Raw genomic sequence first — 3101 nt, 5'->3', positions numbered from 1 at the left:
CGGCGCGCTGACCGCGATCTCCAGCAGCCGCCCGGCCGGCGACACCCAGCGCCCGCCCGCCCCCGCCGCCGGGTCGGCATGCAGCGCAATGCCCGGGGCGATCTCGGTGGACGTGGTGATGGGGCCCTTGTTAGAGCCTTGTTTCAGGGCGGCGAGGGCCTGATCGTGGCTGCTGCTGTTTCCAGAAACGATGCTGTCGGTCATGCCCGCTTCCTGCCCGATACCAGCCGGGGCGCGCGATCGCGGGTCCCGGCTCTGACCGGCAGCACTATGTGATCGGCCCGGCTTGGGCAAGTTCCGTTGGGCGTTTCGCGACTGCCGTGGCAAAACCGGCCCGTTTCGGCCGAAACGCCGGGATGCAGCCTTGTAAAATCGGAGGTGATCTTTATGACCTGACACACCACCTGCGGGCTGCGCCCCGCCCAGCCTTGCGAATTTCGAAGGACTCCAGATGCAGCCCGAAACCCTTCTGCTTGACTGCACCCTGCGCGATGGCGGCTATTACAACAACTGGGATTTTCCGCCCGACCTCATCCAGTCCTATCTCGAGGCGATGAAGGCGGCGCAGGTCGATGTCGTCGAGCTGGGCTTCCGTTTCCTGAAAAACAGCGGCTTCAAGGGCCCCTGCGCCTATACCACCGACGATTTCATTCGTTCGCTGGACATCCCCGAGGGCCTCACCGTGGGCGTCATGGTCAATGGCGGCGACCTGCTGACCGATCTCGGGCTGGAGCCCACGCTGGAACTGCTGTTTCCCGAAACCGCCGAGACATCGCCGGTCGAGCTGGTGCGCTTTGCCTGCCATTTCCACGAGTTCAAGGCGGTGCTGCCGGCGGTGAAATGGCTGTCCGAGCGCGGCTATCGCGTCGGGTTCAACCTGATGCAGATCGCCGACCGCAGCTGCGAGGAGGTGCGCGACCTGGCCCGGACCGCCCGCGACTGGCCGGTCGAGGCGCTGTATTTCGCCGACAGCATGGGCAGCATGACGCCGGAGGATACCAGCCGCATCATCGGCTGGCTGCGCGAGGAATGGACCGGCCCGCTGGGCATCCACACCCATGACAATATGGGGCTGGCGCTGGCCAACACCCTGCGCGCCCATGGCGACGGGGCCACCTGGCTCGACGCGACGGTGACCGGCATGGGCCGCGGCCCGGGCAATGCTCGCACCGAGGAACTGGTGATCGAGGCCGCCGATTTCCGCGGCCGCCCGGCCAATCTGGTGCCGCTGATGAGCCTGATCCGGCAGTATTTCAAACCGATGAAAGACCGCTACGGCTGGGGCACCAACCCGTTCTATTACCTCTCCGGCAAATACGGCATTCACCCGACCTATATCCAGCAGATGCTGGTCGATCCGCGGTATGACGAAGAGGACGTGCTGGCGGTGATCGACCACCTGCGCGACGAGGGCGGCAAGAGCTTCAGCGCCGGAACCCTCGACGGCGCCCGCAATTTCTATCGCGGCGATGCCCAGGGCAGCTGGAACCCGGCCCAGATGATCGCCGGCCGCGAGGTGCTGCTGCTGGGCGCCGGCCCCGGGGTGAACCGCCACCGGCCGGCGCTCGAGGCCTATATCCGCCGCACCCGGCCGCTGGTCATCGCGCTCAACACCCAGGGTGCCATCGCGCCCGATCTCATCGACCTGCGCGCGGCCTGCCACCCGATGCGGCTGATGGCCGATTGCGAGGCGCATCTGGCGCTGCCCCAGCCGCTGGTCACGCCCGCCGCGATGCTGCCCGAGGATCTGCGCGACGCCCTGGCCGGCAAGCAGCTGCTGGATTTCGGCATCCGCCTGGAAGAGGACCGATTCGAGTTCAACGGCACCCATTGCGCCACGCCGAGCCTGCTGGTGCTGGCCTATGCGCTGGCCGTGGCCGCGGCGGGCCGGGCCGAGCGCATCCTGGTGGCCGGCTTCGACGGCTATCCCGAAGGCGACGGGCGCAATGCCGAGGTGGAGAATATCTTCCGGCTCATGGAGAGCCACCCCGACAGCCCCGAGGTGATCTCGATCACCCCGACCCGCTACAAACATCTCAAGCAGCTTTCGCTTTATGGACTGAGATCTTGACCGCCTGTGTGATCATTCCCGCCCGCCATGCCTCGACCCGCTTTCCGGGCAAGCCGCTGACGCCGCTGCTGGGCAAGCCGATGATCCTCTGGGTCGCCGAGCTGTCGGCCCGCGCCGTCGGACCCGAGCATGTCTATGTCGCCACCGAGGACACCCGCATTTCCACAGTGGTGGAGGAGGCCGGGTTCCGGGCGCTGATGACCTCGAAGACCGCGCTGACCGGCACCGACCGGCTGGCCGAGGCGGCGGAGATGATCGACTACGACATCTACGTGAACGTGCAGGGCGACGAACCGCTGGTGAATCCCGAGGATATTAAGCGCTGCGCCGAGTTGAAGGCGGCGCAGCCCGACCTGATCGTCAACGGCTTTGCCTGGATCGGCCCCGACGAGGATCCGCATAGCGTCAACATCCCCAAGGTGATCACCACCGAGGATGACGTGATGGTCTACATGTCCCGGATCGCCCTGCCCGGCTTCAAGGAGGCCAAGAACGCCCCCGAACGCTACAAGAAGCAGGTCTGCATCTACGGGTTCACCCGCGAAGAGCTGACCGCGTTCCGGGAATTCGGACGCAAGGGCCCGCTGGAAGCCTGCGAGGATATCGAGATCCTGCGGTTTCAGGAACTGGGACGGAAAATCGTCATGTACGAAACCTCGCCCGGCACCATGGCGGTGGACGTGCCCGGCGACGTCGCCCCGGTGGAGGCGGCGCTGCGCAAACTCTGGAACCTCTGATGCTGGCAGACTATCGCACCGCCGTCTTCGACTGCGACGGGGTCGTGCTCGACTCCAACAAGGTCAAGACCGCGGCCTTCCGCAGTGCCGCGCTGCCCTACGGCGCGGCGGCGGCAGACGCCCTTGTTGCCTATCACACCGCAAATGGCGGCGTGTCACGCTATGCCAAATTCAGCCATTTCCTCGAGGCGATCGTGCCGGGGCAGGCAGGCCCCGGCCTGGACGCGCTGCTCGCCGCCTATGCGGCGGCGGTGCAGGACGGGCTGCGGGTCTGCGCGGTGGCCCCCGGGCTG

Annotated in this window: 4 protein-coding genes; 3 read left to right on the top strand and 1 reads right to left on the bottom strand. The window is 66.5% G+C overall.

Annotated elements, in window-relative coordinates:
• On the bottom strand, window positions 1–204 hold a 204-nt coding region (locus CVM52_RS24775; RefSeq protein WP_133119982.1), incomplete at its 3' end, for a hypothetical protein.
• 247 nt (window positions 205–451) lie between these two features.
• On the opposite strand from CVM52_RS24775, the gene CVM52_RS24770 reads away from it, so the two are divergent.
• The 3 genes from CVM52_RS24770 to CVM52_RS24760 all read left to right on the top strand — a co-directional run.
• Window positions 452–2071 carry an aldolase catalytic domain-containing protein gene (locus CVM52_RS24770; protein ID WP_100164950.1) on the top strand — a complete coding sequence of 540 codons (1620 nt, stop codon included), beginning with the start codon at window positions 452–454 and terminating at the stop codon, window positions 2069–2071.
• On the top strand, window positions 2068–2808 hold the full coding sequence (gene kdsB, locus CVM52_RS24765) for a 3-deoxy-manno-octulosonate cytidylyltransferase (protein ID WP_100164949.1): 741 nt from the start codon (window positions 2068–2070) through the stop codon (window positions 2806–2808). Before CVM52_RS24770 ends, kdsB begins: the two co-directional genes overlap by 4 nt.
• Window positions 2808–3101: hypothetical protein (locus CVM52_RS24760; RefSeq protein WP_205965029.1), on the top strand; the 294-nt coding region annotated here is incomplete at its 3' end. The genes kdsB and CVM52_RS24760, both read left to right, overlap by 1 nt.

Origin of the sequence: Pseudooceanicola lipolyticus, assembly GCF_002786325.1 — a bacterium.
GTDB classification, from domain to species: Bacteria; Pseudomonadota; Alphaproteobacteria; order Rhodobacterales; family Rhodobacteraceae; genus Pseudooceanicola_C; species Pseudooceanicola_C lipolyticus.
The sequence above is the reverse complement of the archived record's forward strand: the minus strand, read 5'-3'. Positions and strand labels throughout refer to the sequence as shown.